General features: G+C 70.8%; 19 protein-coding genes and 2 pseudogenes. 12 read left to right on the forward strand and 9 right to left on the reverse strand.

What is annotated here, in order from left to right; translation table 11 throughout:
• The first annotated feature begins 90 nt into the window (after positions 1 to 90).
• The 5 genes and pseudogenes from OO71_RS30910 to OO71_RS30930 all read left to right on the forward strand — a co-directional run bounded on the left by OO71_RS30910 (position 91) and on the right by OO71_RS30930 (position 3683).
• Positions 91 to 543, forward strand: a complete 453-nt coding sequence (locus OO71_RS30910; protein WP_033293495.1) for an ATP-binding protein — start codon at positions 91 to 93, stop codon at positions 541 to 543.
• Entirely contained in the window at positions 540 to 1325 is a 786-nt protein-coding gene (locus OO71_RS30915) for a SigB/SigF/SigG family RNA polymerase sigma factor (RefSeq protein ID WP_033293496.1), read from the forward strand. Before OO71_RS30910 ends, OO71_RS30915 begins: the two co-directional genes overlap by 4 nt.
• 117 nt (positions 1326 to 1442) lie before the next feature.
• Positions 1443 to 1856 carry a VOC family protein gene (locus tag OO71_RS30920; protein WP_033293497.1) on the forward strand — a complete coding sequence of 138 codons (414 nt, stop codon included), beginning with the start codon at positions 1443 to 1445 and terminating at the stop codon, positions 1854 to 1856.
• A gap of 19 nt (positions 1857 to 1875) precedes the next feature.
• Positions 1876 to 2563 (forward strand): annotated as a pseudogene (locus OO71_RS49345) (FAD-dependent oxidoreductase); the annotation flags it as partial.
• A gap of 82 nt (positions 2564 to 2645) precedes the next feature.
• A complete protein-coding gene (locus OO71_RS30930) occupies positions 2646 to 3683 on the forward strand; it encodes an LLM class flavin-dependent oxidoreductase (RefSeq protein WP_033293498.1) in 1038 nt (345 codons plus the stop codon).
• A gap of 1 nt (position 3684) precedes the next feature.
• On the opposite strand, the gene OO71_RS30935 is transcribed toward OO71_RS30930, so the two are convergent.
• A complete protein-coding gene (locus OO71_RS30935) occupies positions 3685 to 5202 on the reverse strand; it encodes a S53 family peptidase (protein ID WP_033293499.1) in 1518 nt (505 codons plus the stop codon).
• Positions 5203 to 5318: 116 nt separating this feature from the next.
• Between OO71_RS30935 and OO71_RS30940 the strand changes: the two genes are divergently transcribed.
• Positions 5319 to 6524 (forward strand): SGNH/GDSL hydrolase family protein, encoded by a 1206-nt coding sequence (locus tag OO71_RS30940; protein WP_033293500.1) that lies wholly within the window; start codon positions 5319 to 5321, stop codon positions 6522 to 6524.
• Here the strand turns inward: OO71_RS30940 and OO71_RS30945 are convergent.
• From OO71_RS30945 to OO71_RS30960, 4 genes are all read right to left on the reverse strand, one after another.
• Positions 6511 to 7806, reverse strand: coding sequence for an MFS transporter (locus OO71_RS30945; RefSeq protein WP_033293501.1), 1296 nt, complete (start codon positions 7804 to 7806; stop codon positions 6511 to 6513). The two genes, OO71_RS30940 and OO71_RS30945, sit on opposite strands and share 14 nt — an antisense overlap.
• An 85-nt stretch (positions 7807 to 7891) precedes the next feature.
• Positions 7892 to 8236, reverse strand: coding sequence for a cupin domain-containing protein (locus OO71_RS30950; protein WP_051792479.1), 345 nt, complete (start codon positions 8234 to 8236; stop codon positions 7892 to 7894).
• A 25-nt stretch (positions 8237 to 8261) separates the two neighbouring features.
• Positions 8262 to 9125, reverse strand: a complete 864-nt coding sequence (locus tag OO71_RS30955; protein WP_033293502.1) for an LLM class flavin-dependent oxidoreductase — start codon at positions 9123 to 9125, stop codon at positions 8262 to 8264.
• Positions 9122 to 10024 carry an alpha/beta hydrolase family protein gene (locus OO71_RS30960; protein WP_033293503.1) on the reverse strand — a complete coding sequence of 301 codons (903 nt, stop codon included), beginning with the start codon at positions 10022 to 10024 and terminating at the stop codon, positions 9122 to 9124. Before OO71_RS30960 ends, OO71_RS30955 begins: the two co-directional genes overlap by 4 nt.
• Positions 10025 to 10166: 142 nt before the next feature.
• On the opposite strand from OO71_RS30960, the gene OO71_RS30965 reads away from it, so the two are divergent.
• Positions 10167 to 10736 carry a TetR/AcrR family transcriptional regulator gene (locus tag OO71_RS30965; RefSeq protein WP_033293504.1) on the forward strand — a complete coding sequence of 190 codons (570 nt, stop codon included), beginning with the start codon at positions 10167 to 10169 and terminating at the stop codon, positions 10734 to 10736.
• Between the two features lie 6 nt (positions 10737 to 10742).
• On the opposite strand, the gene OO71_RS30970 is transcribed toward OO71_RS30965, so the two are convergent.
• A complete protein-coding gene (locus OO71_RS30970) occupies positions 10743 to 11639 on the reverse strand; it encodes a MurR/RpiR family transcriptional regulator (RefSeq protein WP_162186127.1) in 897 nt (298 codons plus the stop codon).
• Positions 11640 to 11751: 112 nt separating this feature from the next.
• Between OO71_RS30970 and OO71_RS30975 the strand changes: the two genes are divergently transcribed.
• From OO71_RS30975 to OO71_RS30990, 4 genes are read left to right on the forward strand one after another with little or no spacing between them, the layout of a single operon-like run.
• Positions 11752 to 12648 carry a transporter substrate-binding domain-containing protein gene (locus OO71_RS30975; protein ID WP_033293506.1) on the forward strand — a complete coding sequence of 299 codons (897 nt, stop codon included), beginning with the start codon at positions 11752 to 11754 and terminating at the stop codon, positions 12646 to 12648.
• 2 nt (positions 12649 to 12650) lie between these two features.
• Positions 12651 to 13577 (forward strand): amino acid ABC transporter permease, encoded by a 927-nt coding sequence (locus tag OO71_RS30980; RefSeq protein WP_063740135.1) that lies wholly within the window; start codon positions 12651 to 12653, stop codon positions 13575 to 13577.
• Positions 13574 to 14338: an amino acid ABC transporter ATP-binding protein gene (locus OO71_RS30985; protein ID WP_033293507.1), complete on the forward strand. Its 765-nt coding sequence runs from the start codon at positions 13574 to 13576 to the stop codon at positions 14336 to 14338. Before OO71_RS30980 ends, OO71_RS30985 begins: the two co-directional genes overlap by 4 nt.
• A gap of 5 nt (positions 14339 to 14343) precedes the next feature.
• A complete protein-coding gene (locus OO71_RS30990) occupies positions 14344 to 15501 on the forward strand; it encodes an NAD(P)/FAD-dependent oxidoreductase (protein WP_033293508.1) in 1158 nt (385 codons plus the stop codon).
• On the opposite strand, the gene ligD is transcribed toward OO71_RS30990, so the two are convergent.
• Positions 15493 to 16482 carry a non-homologous end-joining DNA ligase gene (gene ligD / locus OO71_RS30995; RefSeq protein ID WP_033293509.1) on the reverse strand — a complete coding sequence of 330 codons (990 nt, stop codon included), beginning with the start codon at positions 16480 to 16482 and terminating at the stop codon, positions 15493 to 15495. The genes OO71_RS30990 and ligD overlap by 9 nt on opposite strands.
• Positions 16483 to 16548: 66 nt before the next feature.
• On the opposite strand from ligD, the gene OO71_RS31000 reads away from it, so the two are divergent.
• Positions 16549 to 16890, forward strand: coding sequence for an MmcQ/YjbR family DNA-binding protein (locus OO71_RS31000; protein WP_033293510.1), 342 nt, complete (start codon positions 16549 to 16551; stop codon positions 16888 to 16890).
• A gap of 458 nt (positions 16891 to 17348) precedes the next feature.
• Here the strand turns inward: OO71_RS31000 and OO71_RS31005 are convergent, their stop codons facing one another.
• Positions 17349 to 17909: a YbaB/EbfC family nucleoid-associated protein gene (locus tag OO71_RS31005; protein ID WP_033293511.1), complete on the reverse strand. Its 561-nt coding sequence runs from the start codon at positions 17907 to 17909 to the stop codon at positions 17349 to 17351.
• A 969-nt stretch (positions 17910 to 18878) separates the two neighbouring features.
• Positions 18879 to 19184: pseudogene (locus OO71_RS31010) on the reverse strand (type VII secretion target); the annotation flags it as partial.

A 19184-nucleotide genomic window follows, 5' to 3' on the forward strand; every position in this document is an offset into this window, starting at 1 on the left:
CAGGTGACTACCCAACCATCCGCCGTTTGTCACGCGAATTCGGGAACAACCCGACGTGTCGGGACGGCTCCGGATGGGTATGCGGCTGGCATGGACGACGAGGGACCCGGCTTCGCGCCCCGTGGCGGGATGCCTGCGGTGGACCGCCTGCTCGACGAGGTGATCGAGCTCCGGCTGCCGGCGGAGACGAACCAGATACCGCTGGTACGCATGCTCGCTCAGGCCGTCGCGGCGCGGGCCGACTACGGGCTCGACGCGATCGCCGATGCGAAAATGGCCGTCGACGAGGCGTGTGCGCAAGTGGTCGAGGCAGCTGCGCCGGGGGTCTCGATGACCTGCCGCTTCACCGTCTCGCCCGGTGGTATCCATCTCACCGTGGAGAGCCACACCCGCAGCCCGCACCCGCCGAGTGAGCGCAGCTTCGGCTGGCACGTGCTGACCACGCTCGCCGCCGCCGTGTCGGCACGATGCGTGCCGGATTCGGCACCGGGTGTCTACGCGCTCGCCCTCGAGCTCGACCTCCATCCGGAGACGACCGGGTGAACCAGCAGCCGATCACCCGGCGCCGGGACGAGTACGCCCATACGGCACCGTGGTTCGAGGAGCTCGCCGGCCTGCCCGCCGGCGACCCCGGACGCACGCGCCTGCGGGAACAGCTCGTCACCGAGTTCCTGCCGGTGGCCGAGCACATCGCCACCCGTTTCACCGGCCGTGGCGAACCCCGGGAGGACCTCGTGCAGGTCGCCCGGATCGGCCTGATCAACGCGATCGACCGGTTCACCCCTGACCGCGGCCCGGACTTCCTGTCCTTCGCCGTGCCGACGATCATGGGCGAGATCCGCCGGTACTTCCGCGACACCGGCTGGTCGGTCCGCGTCCCGCGGCGGCTCAAGGAACTGCATCTCGCGCTGAGCCACGGCTCCGGCACGCTCTCGCAGACCCTCGGCCGCGCGCCGACCCCGAGCGAGCTCGCCGAGCACCTCGGGCTCGACGTCTCCGAGGTCCACGAAGGACTCATCGCGGGCAACGCGTACCAGACCCTGTCGGTGGACAAACCGGTGCACGACGACGCCGAACCGCTCCTGCTCGCCGACACCCTCGGCGGGGAGGACGCCGAACTCGAGCACATCGAGAACCACGAGGCACTGCAGCCCCTGCTGCGTGAACTGCCGAAACGCGAGCGCGCGATCCTCGTGATGCGGTTCTTCGGCGGCCTCACCCAGACCCAGATCGCCGAGCGGGTCGGGATCTCGCAGATGCACGTGTCCCGGCTGCTTTCGCAGACGCTGGAACGACTCCGCGGCGAGCTGACCGGCGAACCCTGATCGAGCGAACCGGAAAACACCCGCTCCGGGGTCGCCCGTCCGGGCCCGATCCCGTTGTCGCACCCGTCCCGATCTGCAAAGATCGCGAACCTGTCGACCGATCCGAGGAGGGACCCGATGACCTCGCGACTCAACCCGTACATCAGTTTCGCCGGCGACGCGCGTGCCGCGATGGAGTTCTATCACGACGTGTTCGGCGGCCGGCTCGACCTGAACACCTACGGCGAAGCCGGTGCACCCGCCGAAGCAGGCAACGCGGACAACATCATGCACGCGCTCCTGGAGAGCGACAACGGCTTCACGCTCATGGCGTCGGACGTCCCGCCCGGCATGGAACACAACCCCGGCACCAACATTTCGGTCAGCCTCAGCGGCGACGACACGGATCTGCTCCGCGGTTACTGGGCGAAACTGACCGACAGCGGCACCGTGTCGGTCCCGCTGGAAAAGCAGATGTGGGGCGACGAGTTCGGCGCGTGCACCGACCGGTTCGGCATCAGCTGGATGGTCAACATCGGCGCACCGCGCTGACAGTTTTCGCGGAAACGCGATGCGAGTAGTGATCGTCGGCGGCGGCTTCGCGGGTACCACGCGGCCCGCGAGCTGCAGCGCACCGCAGGCGCCGAAGTGGTCGTCGTCAAGCCCACGGACTACTTCCGGTACCTGCGGCTGCTGCCCGAAGTCGCCGCCGGGATCCTCGGCCCGCGCAGCATCACCGTGTCGATCCCGGACGCCCTGCCCGGGGTGCACCTGGCTCTCGACACGGTGACCGCGGTGGATCTCGACAGCCGCACCGTGCGCGACACCGATCCCGAGGACGGCGAACTCGGCTACGACCGGCTCGTGCTCGCCGCGGGCAGCGTCAACAAGCTGCTCCCGATCCCCGGCGTCGCCGAGCGGCTTCCGCGGGGTGGTACGTCGGGTCCGGCCCGATCCGCTGGTCTCGGACCTCGGCCTGGAGACGCGGAATGGCCGCATCGTCGTCACCGCGCAGCTCGGTGTCCCGGGCCGGCCGGAGGTACGCCGCAGCGGTACCGGACCTCACCAAGCCCGGTTCGATCACCCCGATGACCGCGCAGCACGCCCGGGCACGCTCGCCGGTCGCACCGTGGCGGCGTCGCTCGGGCACGGACGGCCGCGTCCGTACCGGCACCACGACCTGGGCTTCGCCGTCGACCTCGGGCTCGCGCCGAGCGGCCGCAAACCCGTTCCACGTCCCGCTTTCCGGCCGTCCGGCGGTGACCGGGCTCTCTGCCCATCGCGGACGCTGACGCGTCAACAACCGGTATCGTGGCCGGGAGACGACGAGGAAGTGACGTGATGGAACTCGGGATCTACAGCTTCGGCGACCGGCCGCCGGACCCGCGCACCGGGGAGCAGGTGCCGGTCGCGCAGCGGCTGGCGGAGACGGTCGAGCGGATCCGGCTGGCCGACGAGCTCGGTCTCGGCTTCTACGGCCTCGGCGAGCACCACCTGGAGCAGTTCGCCATCTCGAACCCGGCGACCGTGCTGGCCGCGGCGGCGAGCGTCACCGAGCACATCACGCTGTCCAGCGCCGTCACCGTGCTGTCCACCGAGGACCCGGTCCGCGTGTACCAGCAGTTCACGACGCTGGACCAGCTCAGCCGCGGCCGCGCGGAACTGCTCGCCGGGCGCGGGTCGTTCACCGAGTCGTTCCCGCTCTTCGGCGCCGACCTCGGCGAGTACGACGCGCTCTTCGAGGAGAAGCTCGCGCTCCTGCTGCGGCTCGACCGCGAGGACCCGATCACCTGGTCCGGCCGGTTCCGCCCACCGCTGACCGGCGCGCACGTCTACCCGCGCCCGTACGGCAGGCGGCTGCGGATTTCGGTCGGCACCGGCGGGCATCCGGAGTCGTCGGTGCGCGCCGGGCTGCTCGGCCTGCCCGTGGTGTACGCGGTGATCGGCGGCGAGCCCGAGCGGTTCGCGCCGCTCGTGGACCTCTACCGGCGGGCAGGCGAAGCGGGCGAACACTCCCCCGGCGACCTGCACGTCACGATGAGCGCCATCGGGCTCATCGCCGAAAACTCCCAGGACGCCAAGGAAAGCTTCTACCCGTACTGGCTCGAGACGATGAAGTACGGCGCCCGCGCCCGCGGCTGGCAGATCCCCACGCGCGCCGAGTACGACGAGTACACCCGTGGCGCCCGTGCGCTGTTCACCGGCAGCCCGGACGAGGTCGCCGACCGGCTCATCACCGTCGGCAAGCTCACCGGCGCCGACCGCTACGCCCTGCAGATGGACTGGTCCGGCGTCCCGCACCGGATCGTGATGAAGTCCATCGAGCTGCTCGGCACCGAGGTACTCCCCCGCGTCCGCAAGGAATTCGACCCTGCCTGAGTCAGGACAGGACCTTCTGCAACGCGGTTCCGTCCGGTACCCCGAGCCCGGTACACGCGTCCCATCCGGCGGCAGCCGAGAACGCGCCGTTGCCGCCCTGGGTGATGTCGCGGAACCCCGGCTGCACCTTGCCGGCGCCCACCCCGGCGTACAGCTTGCTGTGCACCAGCCCGAACCCGTGCCCGGCGGACTGCGCGAGACGGCTCAGCAGCGCCGCCCACAACGGCGAAACCGCGCTCGTACCCCCGACCACCGCCTGCTGCCCGTCGACGAGAATCCGGTACCCGGTCGCCGGATCGGCGTTCCCGGCGACGTCCGGCACCCCGCGGCCGCCGCTGGGCACCCCGGCGGGCTGCTGGAAGCCCGGCACTGCGAAGACGTCACTCACGCCGCCACCGGTCGCCCCGCCGCCGGAGGTGTTCCAGACGGTTTCGGAGTCCACTGTGGACGGTGGCGTGCCGTCGAGCCGGGTCCCGCCGCAAGCCAAGGCATGCGGGCTCGACGCCGGGAAATCGACGTGCTGAGCCCCGTCGTTCTGCCCGTCACTGCTGCCGTTGTCGCCGGACGCGCAGCACACCGTCACCCCGAGCGCGGCCGCGTCCGCGAACGCCTGATCCATTGCGGTACGCGCCTGCTCGGTCCACTGATCCTCGGACTGGCCCCAGCTGATGCTGACCGCAACCGGCGTCGGCGTCGCATGGATCGCGGTGCTGACGGCGTCGAGAAAACCTTGGTCGGTGTTCGGCGCGAAGTACACGACCTGCGCGGCACCCGGCGCGAGCGCGCCGATCACCTCGATGTCGAGCAGCACCTCGCCGTCGGCCGAATCCGGGTCGCCGGCCGGAGCGTTCTTGCCGCCGTCGACCCCGGCCGCGGTCACCTTCGGTTCGGCGATTTTCAAGCCCGCGAAGTAGTTCTCGAGATCCTCGGGCCGGTACCCACCGCCGAGCTCGATCACCGCGACGGTCTGGCCGGTGCCGTCGGTACCCGCCGGGAAGCCGTACAGCGACCCGACCTGGTCCGGCGTGAACCCCTGTGCGGCAGCGTCGGTGTGCAGCCGGAACTGCGCCCGCGCCTGCGGCCGTTCGTCGAGCCCGAGGACGGCGACCACCGCGTCCCCCAGCGCCGCGGGAACCTGGAGTTCCCCGCTGCGGACCGGAAATTCGCCGGAGCCGTACCGGACCTGGCTCAATTCGGTCCCGAACGTGGCCGCCATCGCGCGAGCCGGGCCCCGCACCGAAACGCGCCGCGATCCGGCATGCAGGTCGGTGACGGTCAGCCCGGCGTCGGTGAGGACCGTGCGCGCCAGATCGAGGTCGTCGGACGTGGCGCCGTACTGTTCGGCCAGTTCTGTTGTGGTGAGCGGTCCGCTCAGCGCGGCCGCATCGAGAGCCGCGCGGCGCCGCAGGACGACCGTGGCGGTGATCGTGGCGTCCGGGTCGACCGGGCCGAGTACCTCGGCCGCGGTGAACGACGGACGCCTGCTTCCGGAAATTGACACCCACTGTGATTCTGTCATCACCCCATGGTCACCCCTCCGGGGCGAACGCACCACCGACGCTGTCCGGAGATCTGTCCGGCCGATCACCTGGACGGCGGTCACCGCGTGTTTCCGGGCGGCAGCACAGTGTTCGCATGCGACGGATACTGACTCTCGGCACGGCCGCCGTGCTCACCCTCGGTGCAGTCACCGCGTCGAGCAGCGCGGAGGGAGACCTGGCCGCGCACGGCTGGGTCGGCACGTGGGCGGCGTCGCCCTCGGCTGCCGTGCCGAACACGTCCCAGGGGTATCCGAACTTCTCGATCCGCAACGTGGTCCACACCAGCGCGGGCGGAACTCAGGCGCGGGTAAGGCTTTCCAATACCTTCGGCACCACACCGCTCGTGTTCGGCCACGTCACCCTCGCCGTCGCGGAGACGCCCAACAGCCCCCGCGCCGCGGGCGGCACAATGCGCTCCCTGACGTTCGGCGGACAGTCCACAGTGGTCGTTCCGCCCGGCGCCGAGGTGCTGAGCGACCCGGCGTGGGTGCGCGTGCCCGCCGACGCAGACCTCCTCGTGACCACCTACGTACCAAGCCCGTCCGGCCCGGTCACCTTCCACCCGCTCGCGCAGCAGACGTCGTTCTTCACCCGCAACGGCGATTTCGCGGGCGAGGAATCGGGGACGTCGTTCACCGAGCAGACAGCGGTGTGGCACTACGTCAGCCAGGTCGACGTACGCGGACCGGCGCGCGGCACCGTGGTCACGCTCGGCGATTCGATCACCGACGGCGCCGACTCCAGCTGGGGCACCAATCACCGCTGGCCGGACCTGCTGAGCGACCGGCTGCACGGCCGGCTCGGCGTGCTCAACGCCGGGATCAGCGGAAACCGGCTCCTGCTCGACGCCCCGCCCGGCCAGGGATCGGGCCGCAACGCGCTCGCCCGGCTCGCCGACGACGTGCTCACCAACGGCGACGTCCGCACCTTGATCGTGCTGGAGGGCATCAACGACATCCAGCAGGACCCGCACCAGACCGACCCGGCGCCGATCATCTCCGCGCTACGCCAGATCGTCGCGCAAGCCCACGCGCAGGGCATCCGCGTGCTCGGCGGCACGCTCACGCCGTTCAAGGGCTGGCAGGTCTACGACGCGACGCTGGAGCAGACCCGGCAGGCGGTGAACACGTTCATCCGCACCAGCGGGATCTACGACGGCGTCATCGATTTCGACGCCGCCCTCCGCAATCCCGCCGACCCGCTTACCATGCTCCCGGCCTACGACTCCGGCGACCACCTGCACCCGAACGACGCCGGGTACCAGCGGATGGCCGACATGGTCCCGCTCAATCTCCTGTGACCGCCACGATCGGCCGGCGCGGGAACGTCAGCACGGCAAGGAGACTGAGCACCCCGACGCCGACCATGTAGAGCGAAACCGACAGCGACGTCCCGGTGGAGCTCTGCAACGCGGTCGCGATCAACGGCGCGAACCCGCCGCCCAGCACCGCACCGACGGCATACGCGAACGACGATCCGCTGTACCGGTAACGGGATTCGAACAGCTCCGCGAACAACGCGGACTGCGGGCCGTACGTCGCGCCGAGGCCGATGTTCAGCACCAGCACGGCCAGCAGCAGCAAGGCGGGCTGAGCGGTGTCCACCAGCAGGAAGAACGGGATGGACCACACCACCAGCAGCACCGAACCAGCCAGGTACACGGGTTTCCGGCCGACCCGGTCCGACCAGATCGCCGCCGCGACGATGCTCACCAGCCACACCACGCTGCCCGCGATCACCACGACCAGCATCGTGGTGCTGGACAACTTCAGCACGGAGGTGCCGTAGGAAAGCAGGTATGCGAAGAAGATGTATCCGAGCGCGGTGTTGGCGATGAAGCTGACCGCGGCGGCCAGCACCTGCTTCGGCCGCGCGCGCAGCACTTCGACGATCGGCAGGCGGCTGCGCGTGCCGGTGCTGCGCAGCTTCGCGAACACCGGGCTTTCCTCCACCCGCAGCCGGATCACGAGCCCGACCACCACGAGCACCAGGCTGAGCAGGAACGGGATCCGCCAGCCCCAGGACCGGAACTGGTCCGGCGACAGCGAGCTGTTCACCGCGAAGAACACCAGCTGTGCCAGGATCAGCCCGGCGGGGACGCCGATCTGCGAGAACGAACCGTAGCGCCCGCGTTTGCCCTCGGGGGCATGCTCGACCGCCATCAGCGCGGCGCCGCCCCACTCCCCGCCGGCCGAAATCCCTTGCAGCACACGGAGAACGACGAGCAGGACCGGCGCGAGCACGCCGGCCTGCCCGAACGTCGGCAGCACCCCGACCCCGGCGGTCGCCAGCCCCATCAGCACGAGCGACGCCACCAGCATCGCCTTGCGCCCCACCCGGTCCCCGAAGTGGCCCCACACGATCCCGCCGAGCGGCCGCGCCACAAACCCGACGCCGAGCGTCGCGAACGCGGCGAGCGTGCCCGACGCCGGGGACAGCGACGGGAAGAAGAGCTTGTTGAACACCAGGGCAGTCGCGGTGCTGTAGATGAAATAGTCGTACCATTCGATCGTCGTCCCGACCGAGCTGGCGAGCGCCACCCGCCTGATCCGCCGTGCGGTGTCGACCTCTTGCTCGAGCACGTCCGCGCCCCCCTTTTCCGGCTACCGGCGGGTCATGATGGCACGGATGATCACCCGGGTCGACCGACGGAAGGCGGGTGCGGCCTCAGTTGCCGGCAGAGGTGCCCGGCGGGGCAAGCAGGGTCAGCGACAACCTCGACTCCGCGAGCGCCTCCACCGCATGCGGCATCGACGGCGGCAGGTGCACGAGGCCGCCCGGCCGCAGGTCTGTGACCTGGCCACCGGCCGTGAGGCGAAGGTGCCCGTCGAGCGCCTGCAGCAGGAGCGCGCGGGGGGCGCGGTGTTCCTTCAGCACGTACCCGCGCTCGAAGGCGAGCACGATCACCCGCGCCGCCTCGGTGTCGAGCACCGTGTGGTGCCCGAGTTTTCCCGCCTCGATCGGGGCCAGTGCCAGCAGGTCGCCGATCACGATCGGCTCGGTTTCGCTCATGGGACGGCATTCTGCCCCAGCCGCGTCACCCCGCCCTCGCGATGAGCTCGTCGGCGACCCACTGCACGGCTCCGGCGGGGTACGGCGACGGCAGCCCGAGGACGATGTGCCCGAATCCGGCTTCCCGTGCCGCGCCGATCGCGGCCCGCGCCGGACCCGGCCGGTCGTACGAAACGCCGACGTGGATCGACCGCGTGATCTCCGCCGGGTCGCGGCCGATCTCGGCGCAATAGCGGTCGAGCAGTGCACTGCGGCTCACCGCGTCCGGGAGGTCGCCACCGGGGATGTTCCATCCGTTGGCGTGCTCGGCGGCCACGCGCAGCGTTGCGCTGGCCCGGCCACCGATCACGATCGGCGGATGCGGACGCTGTACCGGCTTCGGGTTGCCGAACGCGCCGGTGAGCCGGAGGTGCTCGCCGCCGAAGTCGAACGGCTTGTCCTCGGTCCACAGCTTCTTGATCACCGTGCACGCTTCGGCGAACCGGGCGACCGCGTCGGCGGTTTCCAGGTACGGCAGGCCGTACCCGTCGTACTCGCGGCGGGCCAGCGGGTGCCCGGGCCGCGAGCCGACGCCGATGCCGAAGTCGAGCCGCCCGCCGGAAACGATGTCGACGGTGGTCGCGATCTTGGCCAGCACCGCGGGCGGGCGGAACCGGTTACTGGTCACGAGAAGCCCGAGCCGCAGCCGTTCGGTCTGCGCGGCCAGTGCCGAAAGCAGGGTCCAGCCTTCGAAGACCGGGCCGTCCGGGTCGCCGCCGATCGGCATCAGGTGGTCGAAGAGCCACGCCTGCCCGATGGCCGGGATCGCGTCCGCCTCCCGCCAGATCCGCTGCAGCTCGGGGTAACCGACCTGCATCGGCGCGGTCATGATGCCGAACACGGTGCTCATCGGGACTCGATGCGCCCGAGCGGCGTCTCCGGCACTGCGGCCCAGCTGTCGTCGGCGGGGTCGAGCGCGCTGCGCAGGTACGCGACGGTCAGCTCCTGCAGCAAAGCCACGCGCTCCGGGCTTTCGTCGGTGGTTTCCTTGGCCTCGTAACCGGGGATGCCGCCGAGCGAGTGCTCCGCGCCGAACAGCGTGACCAGGCTCTTACTGCCGGGGCTGAGGCGGTACGGGTCGGTGAACCAGTCCGGGCCGCGGGTGGTGAGCATCGACTGGTCCGCGTCCCCGGCGACGATCAGCGCGGGCGTGGTCATCCCGTCGAAACTCGGGTTCATGAACGGGAAATGCTCGGCCGCGAACGGCGTCAGGTCGGCGCCGCCGGTGCCGGTGAGGGCGAGCAGGACCCCGGCTTTCACCCGCGGGTCGGTCAGGTCCTCGCCGACGCTGCCGTCGGCTTCGAGCACGCGCGCGCCCAGCAGCATGCTGGCCGACTGCGCACCCCAGGAGTGCCCGGCCACGGCAATGCGGCTGCGGTCGAGCCGCCCGTGCAGCCCGGGTACGGCTGCTTCGACGGTGTCGAGCTGGTCGAGCACGTGCCGCAGGTCCTCGACGCGCAGCTTCCAGACCTCCGGCGTACGCGGGTCCTCGGCAGGCAGCGCGCGGGTGCGCGAGTCGAGGTGGGTGGGCTGGACGACGACGAAACCGTGTGCGGCCCAGTAGTCCGCGAGCGGACCGTAACCGTCCGCGGACGAACCGAAACCGTGCGAGAACACGACGATCGGGAGCGCGTCGCCGAGCGTGGGCGCCGTGACGCGCACCGGCAGGTCCTCGCCGCGGCCGGGGGCGGCCAGGGTGACCGGCTTGACGGAGATCACCGGGAGCACCGTGGCCTGTGTTGCAGTCATGAAGGGACGACCTTTCCGTCTTCGGAGCACGAGGTGTGGTGGGCCGGAGCCCGCTCTGGCATGATGAACAAACGGAACCTCGCTCCGGTAACTATACGGAACGCTGTTCCGGTTGTCTACACGCCTTGGGAAGGAGTGGTCCGTGAGCTCGAATGCGGGAGCCCGCACGAAGCGAGCCGACGCCCGTCGCAACGAGAAAACCCTGCTCGACGCGGCCGCCGCGGTGTTCGTCGAGTCCGGCGTGGACGCCCCGGTACGGGACATCGCCGCCCGCGCGGGGGTCGGCGTCGGCACCATCTACCGCCACTTCCCCACCCGGGCGGACCTGATCATCGCGGTGTACCGGCACCAGGTCGACGCGTGCGCCGAGGCGGGCCCGAAGCTGCTCGCGGAGAGCGCTTCCCCGCATGCCGCGCTCGCCGCGTGGATCGACCTGTTCGTCGGCTTCCTGGTGACGAAACACGGCCTGGCCGGGGTGATGCAGTCCGACCACGCCGGTTTCGAAAGCCTGCACGCGTACTTCCTCGACCGGCTGGTCCCGGTGTGCACGGAGCTGCTCGCCGCGGCTGCCGGGGAAATCCAGACCGACATCGACGCGTACCAGCTGATGCGCGGCGTGGGAAACCTGTGCATCGGCGCGGAATCCGACCCGCGCTACGACGCCCGGCGGCTCGTGAAGCTCCTCATCGCGGGCCTGCGGCAGCGGGACTGACCGGGGTCACTCCAGCGGGCCGCGGGCGGCCCGCTCCGCAATCGAGCGGTTCACCGGAACGTCGAGGCCGCCCTCCACGATCTCGCCGCGCAGCCGGTTCGTGGCCTTCCAGCCGTCCAGCGCCCGATCCGGATCCGCCGCCGCCACCGCGAGCAGCAACGCGTCCACGAGCAGCAGGTGCCCGATCGGGCTGCTGGGCAGCAACGTCTCGGTCGACGGCGTCACCAGCACCGTGTCCACCCGGTCGGCGAAATGGCTCGCCAGCACCTCGGTGATCAGCACGATCGGACAGCCGATGCGCGCCGCTTCGGCGATCGCCACGTCGTGCTCGCGGACGTGCCGCAGCGGCGCGACGAGGACGAGCGACGAGCCCGCCCGGAGCTGACCGAGCTCGTCGGCGAAGTTGTACCCCGTCTGCCCGCTGGCGGTTGCCGTGCGGCCGATCCGCCGCAGCCCGAGCGCCAGCGCGTCGGCGACCGGCTGCGCGGAACCGTAGCCGACGACCAGCGTGTGCGAGGCCTTGGCGAGCGTCCCGGCGGCCGCTTCGAACGCATCGGCCGGCACCGTGTTCGGCAATGACCGGACCAGCTGCGCGGCGTCGAGACTGATTTTGGCCAGCAGCTGACTGGTGTCGTCGGACTGCGTGAGGTGTTCGGCCAAGGTCTGTTCCGGATCACGGACCGGGTTGAGCATCGCGGCCGCCGCACGGCGCAGCTCGCCGAGACCGCTGTACCCCAGCTGCTTGACCGTGCGGATCACCGTCGCGTCACTGACCTCGGCCCGCCGGGCGATCTCCTGCGCGGAGAACACCGACGCCTCCGCCGGGTGCAGCGCGAAGAAGTCCACCACCCGCAGTCCCCCGGCACTGAGCTGGTCCCGGACCTGCGCGATCCGCTTCGTCAACGACGGTTCCATCTAGCCCCCACTAGACATTCGAGTTTTCATGAAGTAAACACTACATCATCCCTCCCGATCCGACAGCCGCCCCGGCGGCAGTGATAATGGTGGTGGTGACATGCGACGAACCCGGCGGGCTCTCGCGGGCACGCTGCTCCTGGCCCTCGCCCTCGGCGGATGCGCTCTCAGCTCTGCGGGCCCGGCCGATCCCGCGCTGGTCGCCCGTCCACACGGACGCTGCGACCCGGACCTCGCCAAAACCCTGCCCGCGCCGGTGCGCCGGCACGGGGGGCTGCTGGTCGCGACGGTGCCGCACACGCCGCCCATGGCGTACTACGCCGAGGACAACACGACCATCGTCGGCTTCGACCGCGACATGAGCCAAGCGATCGCGGACGTCTTCTGCACCGCCGCCGTTCCCGTTCCGGCCAGTCTCGACGCGATCGTCCCCGGGCTCGCCGCCGGACGCTTCGACGTCGTCCTCGCGTCCCTCAGCCCCACGGCGGAACGGCGGAAGAACGCCGATTTCGTCACCTATTACAACGGCGGACAGGGTTTCCTCACGCTCAGCACCGCGACCTACCCGGTGAAGTCCTATGTGGACCTTTGCGGGCGCACGGTCGGCGTGGTCGTCGGCTCGGTGCAGCAAGGACAGCTGGAGGAAGCCGCGGGCACCTGCGCGAAAGCCGGGCGCCCGGACTGGCGGCTGAACCTGTTCCCCGACGGCAACGCAGCCGTCCTTGCCTTGCGCAGCAGCCGGATCGACGTGCTGTACTTCTCGATCTCCCTCACGCAATACGTGGCGAACCGCGCGCCGGGCGTGTTCCGCCTTGCCGGGCAGTACAAACGGTCGCTCGTCGCCGTGGGCCTCGCGAAGAATTCGCCGCTCACCGAACCCGTCCACCGTGCCGTGGGTGCGCTCATGGCCGACGGCACCTACCGGAAGATCCTCGCGAAATGGGGTCTTCAGGACAACTTCCTCTCCGGTACCGAAATCCTGAAAGGCAGGTCGTGACCATGCTTCCCGAAGCCGTCACCGGCACCGCCGCCGGCACGGACCCACCCCTGCCCGCCCGCATCGCCGGCCGCCGGAAGGCCGGTACGTGGGTGACCGGCGTGGTCGCCGCGCTGCTCGTGGCGCTGGCCCTGGTCTCGGCGTTCACCAACCGGAACTTCTCCTGGCCGGTGTTCGCGCACTACCTGTTCAGCCCCGCCATCCTGGCCGGGCTGGCACGGACCGCCGAAATCGCGTTGATCGCGATGGCCTTGTCGATCGCCGCGGGCATCGTGCTCGCGATGATGAAGCAGTCGGCCAACCGGGTACTGAACGCCGCGGCGGGCGCGTACATCTGGGTGTTCCGCGCGACCCCGCTGCTCGTGCTGTTGCTGCTGCTCTACAACCTGGCCGCGCTGTATCCGAAGATCTCGCTCGGCGTGCCTTTCGGGCCGGACCTGTTCTCGGTGGACACGAACACGGTCGTGACGGTGGCCGGGGCGGCGATCATCGGGCTCACGCTGCACGAAGCGGCGTACTGCGCGGAAATCTTCCGCGCCGGGCTCATCTCGGTGGACCGCGGGCAGCAGGAAGCCGCGGAGGCACTGGGCATGCCGTCCGGCCTCACCCTCCGGCGGATCGTGCTGCCGCAGGCCATGCGGGCGATCGTGCCGCCGCTGACCAACCAGTTCGTGAACGTGGTGAAGACGACGTCGATCGTCAGCGTCATCTCGATGCCGGAACTGTTGTACAGCGCGCAAATCATCTATGCCCGCACGTACGAGACGATCCCGCTCCTGATGGTGGTGACGTTCTGGTACCTCGTGGTGACGGCGCTGCTGACGGTCGCGCAGCGGCGGATCGAGCGGTACTTCAACCGCGGCCGGGCCGTGCTGTCCGACGGTGCGTCGCGCAAGCTTTCCCGGCTGGCTTTGGAGGCAGGACGATGACGGCTCCGGCGGTCGAGATCCGTGGCGTGCACAAGTTGTACGGGTCGCTGCACGTACTGCACGACGTCGATCTGGTCGTGGCGCCCGGCGAGGTCGTCTGCCTGATCGGGCCGTCCGGTTCGGGCAAGAGCACGTTGCTGCGGTGCATCAACAACCTGGAGAAAATCCAGGCGGGCGTGATCCAGGTCGACGGCGGGCTGGTCGGGTACCGCCGCGCCGGGCGGGATCTGGTGGAGACGACGAACCGGCAGACCTGCCGCGCGCGGCGGAACATCGGCATGGTCTTCCAGCAGTTCAACCTGTTCGGCCACCTCACCGTGCTGCAGAACCTGATCGAGGCACCGGTCCGCGTACGTGGCGTGCCGCGGGCCGAGGCGGTGCGGCGGGCCGAGGATCTGCTCGAGCGCGTCGGGCTGGCGGACAAGCGGGCCTCGTACCCGGCCCAGCTGTCCGGCGGGCAGCAGCAACGGGTCGCGATCGCCCGTGCGCTGTGCATGCGGCCGACGCTCATGTTGTTCGACGAGCCGACGAGCGCGCTCGACCCGGAACTGGTCGGCGAGGTCCTCGACGTCCTGCGCGACCTCGCCGCCGACGACATGACGATGCTCGTCGTCACGCACGAGATCGGGTTCGCGCGCCAGGTCGCCGACACGATCGTGTTCATGGACCAGGGACGGATCGTCGAACGCGGTCCTGCCGCGCGCGTCCTCGATTCCCCGCAGCACGAACGCACGCAGCGTTTTCTCGAAAGGGTCGGCTGAACGACATGGAGGGGTCTGCAGTGGAAACCGTGGAGTACGTGGTGGTCGGCGGAGGGGTGGCCGGCACCGCGACGGCGTGGCGGCTCGCCGGGCGGGGCGCGGACGTCGTCCTGCTGGAGGCGGACGAGCTCGCGTCCGGCGCGTCCGGCGGTCCCGGACGGCGCGGTGTCCGGGCCGGTGGACGGGACCTGCGGGAGCTGCCGCTGGTACGTCGCGCGCTGGAACTGTGGCCGGGACTGGACGCGGAGCTCGGCGCGCCGACCGGATACCGGCGCAACGGGCTGCTGAGCCTGTACGACGTCGAGATCGCCGGGGTGTCCGGCTGGCAGAGCCTGCCGGCCCGGGTGCAGGCGCAGCGGGCGGCGGGCGTGCGCTGCGAGATCGTCGAGCGGGAACGGCTGGACGACCTGCAGCCGGGCATCGGCGACGAGGTGCGGTTCGCCGTGCACACGCCGGACGACGGGACCGCCGACCATCCGGCGACCACCCGCGCGTTCGCGAAGGCGGCAGTCGAGCGGGGAGCGCGGATCCGGGAACACACCGCGGTCACGAAACTCGTGCCCGGCGATACGGTCACGCTGGAACTGGCGACCGGCGAACGGCTGCGGGCCACGCGGAAGGTGATCCTCGCGGCGAACCGGTCGACGCCCCGGCTGCTGGCCGATTCGTTCGGGATTTCCTTGCCGTTGTGGGAAAAGGCCACGCAGATCACGTTCGTTGCGGCGCCGCCGGGGTGCACGCTGAACCACCAGCTCGGGCACCCTCGGCGGTCGCTGTCGGTGAAGATGACCGACGAGGGCCAGGTCATGCTGTCCGGCGGCCGGCCGGGTGGCTGGAACCCGGTGACCGGCGCCGGGACGACCGATCCGAGCGTCCTGCGCACCGCCCTGTCCGACCTCGCCGCGACGCTGCCGGCACTCGCGGGCGCCGAGGTACTGGCGGTCGACAACAGCCGCGCGGACACCAGCACGATCGACCTGATCCCGGTGGTGGATGCGGTGCCGGGCTTCGATCGGGTGCTCGTGGCCACCGGCTGGAGCGGTCATGGGTTCGCTCTTGCCCCGGCCGTCGCGGAGGCTCTGGCTTCGTGGGCGTTGGATGGAACGCGGCCGGAAGTGCTGCAGCCGTTCACGTTCGCCCGCCTCGGCGTCGGCTCAGTGTGACGGGACCTCGATCTCGACGGCTTTCCGATCCGGACGCAGGCCCCGCCAGGCGGTGTGGCGCAGGCGGCCGTCACCGGGGGTCAGGCGGCGGTACACGACCTCGCCGACCATCTCCGGTTCGAGCCAGTGCGCGCCGCGCGCCCGGTCGCGGGGTACGGCGTCGGCGAACGGGCTCGTGCGGCGTTCCAGCGGGGTGAGCCGGGCTTGCAGGTCCTGGAGCATCGCATCGGTGAAGCCGGTGCCGACGTCACCCAGGTACCGCAGGTCGCCGGACTCCGGGTCGTGCGCGCCGAGCAGCAACGCGCCGATCGTGCCTTCGCGGCGGCCCTGGCCTGGGCGCCAGCCGCCGAGCACCACCTCGGTCGTGTGGACCAGCGGATGCTTGAGCCAGTCCGGGCTGCGGCGGCCGGGGTGGTAGCGCGAGGTGCGGGCCTTCACGACCAGCCCTTCGAGCATCATCTTGCGCGCGACGTCCAGCAGCCCGGCCGGGGTGAGGCCCTGTTCGGCGAGGTCCCCATGCCGGTACCAGGGCGTGATCGCGACCAGCTGCCGGTCCGGCGGCTCGATGCCGGACAGGATTTCGCGGCGCTCCTCATACGGCGCGTCGAGGAAGGTCTCGCCGCCGAGCCGCAGCACGTCGAACGCGAAGTACGCGACCGCGTGCCAGCTGCGGTTCTGGAGCAGCCCGAAGTCCGGGCGGCCGTGCTCGTCCAGCGCGACGATCTCGCCGTCGAGCACCGCCGCACGGCCGCCGAGTGCCTCGCCGAGCGCACCGGACAGCTGCGGAAACCGGGTGGTGAAGTCGTTGTCGTTACGGCTGGTGAGCACCGTGGTGCCGTCCGGAGCGATGCGCATGATCGCCCGGTAACCGTCCCATTTGAACTCGTAGGCGTACGCCGGACCGGCACGCAGCGTGCCCCCGTCCGGGGTCGCCAGCATGGGCTCGATCGCAGCCGGGACACGGTCGGCGGGTTCGGGCATCGTGGGAGCACCTCCGCGCACCACCGTAAGCCGGACGCGGCGGATCCGCCGCCGTAGGATGGGTGCGTGCCGGACAAGGAATTCGAACGGATCATCAGCGCCCTGCGAGACGTCGAGCGCGGCCGCGGCCGCGACTACACGTCCTTCAGCGTGCGCGGCAAGCGGTTCGGGTACCACTGGCCGCGCACGGACACGGTCGGCCTCAAGCAGACGATCTCCGAGCAGCAGGCACTCGTCGCGGAACGCCCGGAGGTCTTCGAGGTCCAGTTCACGGCGGGCGGGTTCGGCTGGGTGGTGGTCCAGCTGAGCGGCATCGAGCGAGACGAACTCGCGGAACTGGTGTATGAGGCGTGGCGGCTTTCGGCTCCGGAGGAGCTGGTGGCGGAGGTTCCGTTACCGCAGCTGTGATCCTGCGGTTCCGGCACGGGATGGGCGCGGAGTTTCGTTGCCACCGCTGCGCTTACGGCACCGGCCGCGGAGGTCTTGGTGCGGTGAGCCCGCGCATCCAGCGCCGGTCGCGGAGGTTCCGTTAGCGCCGCCGTGATCCTGCGGCCCCGCATCCGGAGGCGCCGGAGGCGGAGACCCGGTCGCCACAGCCGTGAACCTGCCCATCCAAGACCGGCGGCGCAGGTCGCCGAAGGTCCGTTACCGCAAGCCGTGATCCCGCGGCTCCGCATCCGGAGGCGGAGACCCGGTCGCTACAGCCGTGAACCTGCACCTCCGGCCGCCGGAATCCTGCCGCAGCATCCTCGCCGCGGTGCCCGATCTGCTTCGCGCCCCGTCCGGCCGGAGTGCCGCGGCTGTCCACATGCGACAGATCACCCGCCGAACCTGGCGCCACCGCCGCCATTCCGCGGCCCCGCCCGTCACCAGGGGTTGTTGTCCTGCTCGTCGGGGTCGACGCGGCCCGGGCGGCGGGGCGAGAGCGGAGTCGGGGGCGGCGGGGTCGCCGGTGGGCGTGCGGCCGGTCCCGCGGCAGGGGCCGGGGGCGGTTCCGGTGCCGGAGGCGGCGGGCTGTCCTGCGGATCAACCGGGTCGGGGAAGCGGTCGCGGAGGGTGCCGAGGAGTGCGGTGCGGGTGTCCGGGTCCTCGTCGCCCAGCTGGCGGCCCATCACCTCGGCCACGCGGTCGGTGATCCCCGACTGCGCACGCCGCATCGTGGACAGCACCATGCGCGCCAGTTCCTCCGGCGGGATGGTGCGGGTGCGCGAGCCGAACACGAGGTCCGACACGATCCCGTCCGCGCCGACGGTGACCCGCACCGTCCCGTCCGGGCTCGCCGCCGTCAGCCGCAGCTGCTCGGTTTCCTGCTGGGCCGCCGCGTAGCGTTCCGCTTTGCGGGCGAACCCGGCCGCCCATTCGTCCATCCGCCGGATCGCCTCGTCGGGGTCCCTGATCAGGTCGCCCAGCCCACCCGCACCGGTCATGCTTCGTTTCTCCTCGAATCCCGTCACCCGCCCGGCGGGTCACTCCTGCGGCGTGCGGTTCACGATCCGGAAGTCCGCCGGCCTGCTCACCCGCCGCTGCTCCACCGGATCGCGGTCGGCGGGCACGGAACCGTCGTCCTGGACCGCCTCCCGGTGGGCCGCGACCGTACCAGAGCCCGAACCGAACCGGCTCGACGCAGTCTGCTCCGCCTCGTCGGGAGTGATCGGCTCGACCCGCCGCAACGCGGTCTCCGCGAGCGGCGCCTGATGCGCGGCGGCCATCCCGCTGTCCGGTTCGACGCGATGCAGCACCCGCTCCGCACCCCCGACCTGACGACCCTCGACCACCGGATCCCGATGCGCGGCAACCAAACCCTCCGCGGCCTCCCCCCGCTGCAGCATCGGCTCCACCGACGCCTGCCGCGCAGCCATCGGCGCCTCCGCCGCGACACCCCGCTGCAACGTCGGCTCCCCGGCCGCATCACGGCCCGCCGGAACAGAACCATCCTCCGCCGAACCACGGCGCAGCGTCGGCTCACCGCTGTCAGGCCCGAACCGTTGCAACGTCCGGTCTTCCGCGTCGCGGTGCAGCGTCCGATCCTCACCACCCGCATCACCCCGGCGCAACGTCTGCTCGCCGCCGTCGGGCCCGGACCGCTGCAGCGTCCGGTCCTCGCCTTCCGGATCACCGCGCCGCAGCGTGCGCTCGCCGTCCACCGGATCCTGGCTCGCGGGCACCGAGTCCGCCGAACCACGCCGCAACGTCGGTTCCCCGGCCTCGTCACGGCCTGCGGGAACCGAACCATCGTCCGGCGAACCACTCCGCAACGTCGGCTCCCCGGCCTCGTCACGACCCGCCGGAACAGAACCATCCTCCGCCGAACCACGCCGCAACGTCGGTTCGCTGCCTGCCAGCGGCGACTGGCGGGCCGAACCCAGCCCGTCGCCGCCGCGGTGCAGGTCGCTTTCCGCCGAGGCCTGCTTCTTGAACGGCTGGGCCTCGCTTTCGTCGCCCTCCTGGTAGGCCTTCGCCGCGGTGCGGACGTTGTCGGCCGTCGCGCGGACACCCTCGATCGCCGCGCTCACCGACTCCTTCGCCTTCTCCCCCGTCGGGTTGATGATCGGCGGAAGGAACGCGCACAGCAGCCCGTACGCGTGGTCGGACATCGCGTAGTCCGCGGCCTGCACCGCCTTGTTCAGCCGGTCGATCAGGCCGTCGAGGTGGCTCGCGTGCGCCACCAGCTCGTCGGGCTCGACCTGGAACTGCCCGCTCAC

This window comes from Amycolatopsis jejuensis (assembly GCF_000717335.1).
Classification (GTDB): Bacteria; Actinomycetota; Actinomycetes; order Mycobacteriales; family Pseudonocardiaceae; genus Amycolatopsis; species Amycolatopsis jejuensis.

Bases quoted from the DNA above. Each gene is read 5' to 3' on its own strand.
- OO71_RS30935 (WP_033293499.1), bottom strand. From the start codon at position 5,202: ATGACAGAATCACAGTGGGTGTCAATTTCCGGAAGCAGGCGTCCGTCG.
- OO71_RS30920 (WP_033293497.1), top strand. From the start codon at position 1,443: ATGACCTCGCGACTCAACCCGTACATCAGTTTCGCCGGCGACGCGCGT.
- OO71_RS30985 (WP_033293507.1), top strand. From the start codon at position 13,574: ATGACGGCTCCGGCGGTCGAGATCCGTGGCGTGCACAAGTTGTACGGG.
- OO71_RS30960 (WP_033293503.1), bottom strand. From the start codon at position 10,024: ATGACTGCAACACAGGCCACGGTGCTCCCGGTGATCTCCGTCAAGCCG.
- ligD (WP_033293509.1), bottom strand. From the start codon at position 16,482: ATGCCCGAACCCGCCGACCGTGTCCCGGCTGCGATCGAGCCCATGCTG.
- OO71_RS30980 (WP_063740135.1), top strand. From the start codon at position 12,651: ATGCTTCCCGAAGCCGTCACCGGCACCGCCGCCGGCACGGACCCACCC.
- OO71_RS30910 (WP_033293495.1), top strand. From the start codon at position 91: ATGGACGACGAGGGACCCGGCTTCGCGCCCCGTGGCGGGATGCCTGCG.
- OO71_RS30930 (WP_033293498.1), top strand. From the start codon at position 2,646: ATGGAACTCGGGATCTACAGCTTCGGCGACCGGCCGCCGGACCCGCGC.
- OO71_RS30975 (WP_033293506.1), top strand. From the start codon at position 11,752: ATGCGACGAACCCGGCGGGCTCTCGCGGGCACGCTGCTCCTGGCCCTC.
- OO71_RS30990 (WP_033293508.1), top strand. From the start codon at position 14,344: ATGGAGGGGTCTGCAGTGGAAACCGTGGAGTACGTGGTGGTCGGCGGA.
- OO71_RS30950 (WP_051792479.1), bottom strand. From the start codon at position 8,236: ATGAGCGAAACCGAGCCGATCGTGATCGGCGACCTGCTGGCACTGGCC.
- OO71_RS30940 (WP_033293500.1), top strand. From the start codon at position 5,319: ATGCGACGGATACTGACTCTCGGCACGGCCGCCGTGCTCACCCTCGGT.
- OO71_RS31005 (WP_033293511.1), bottom strand. From the start codon at position 17,909: ATGACCGGTGCGGGTGGGCTGGGCGACCTGATCAGGGACCCCGACGAG.
- OO71_RS30955 (WP_033293502.1), bottom strand. From the start codon at position 9,125: ATGAGCACCGTGTTCGGCATCATGACCGCGCCGATGCAGGTCGGTTAC.